1 protein-coding gene is annotated in these 371 nt (G+C 66.6%); it reads right to left on the bottom strand.

What is annotated here, in order from left to right; translation table 11 throughout:
* A partial coding sequence (locus AB1L30_RS00445; protein WP_367011386.1) for a hypothetical protein occupies positions 1–371 on the bottom strand: 371 nt, incomplete at both ends.

Below are 371 nucleotides of genomic sequence, written 5' to 3'. Positions count from 1 at the left end.
GGCTCTGGGGCCTGATTCCCCGGGCCTCGACCCCGTCCCAGAAGAGGGTCTCAGACTCGTTCGGATCGAAGATGGTGTTGCTGTTGTGGATGACCGCCTGACCCCGGTCGTTCAATGCCATCCCTTCCGTGCCGGCACTCTTAGGGCCGAGGATGGCCTCGACCGTCCCCGCCCGCTCTCCATAGCTATGATAAATGGCCGCGAAGGAGTTCCAACCCGCGTTGTTGGCCGTCGGGCCCGATCCGATGACCTGGCCCAGGTTGTTGAGCCCGCTCGCGCGGAACGGCCCGAGCCGGGTCAGGTGGTAGGGGGGCGTGTCGATCTCCGAGGCGTCGGCCGCCGGGATCGGCGACCAGCATGCTCCCATCGAC

Source organism: Bremerella sp. JC817, assembly GCF_040718835.1.
Lineage (GTDB): Bacteria > Planctomycetota > Planctomycetia > Pirellulales > Pirellulaceae > Bremerella.
The sequence above is the reverse complement of the archived record's forward strand: the minus strand, read 5'-3'. Positions and strand labels throughout refer to the sequence as shown.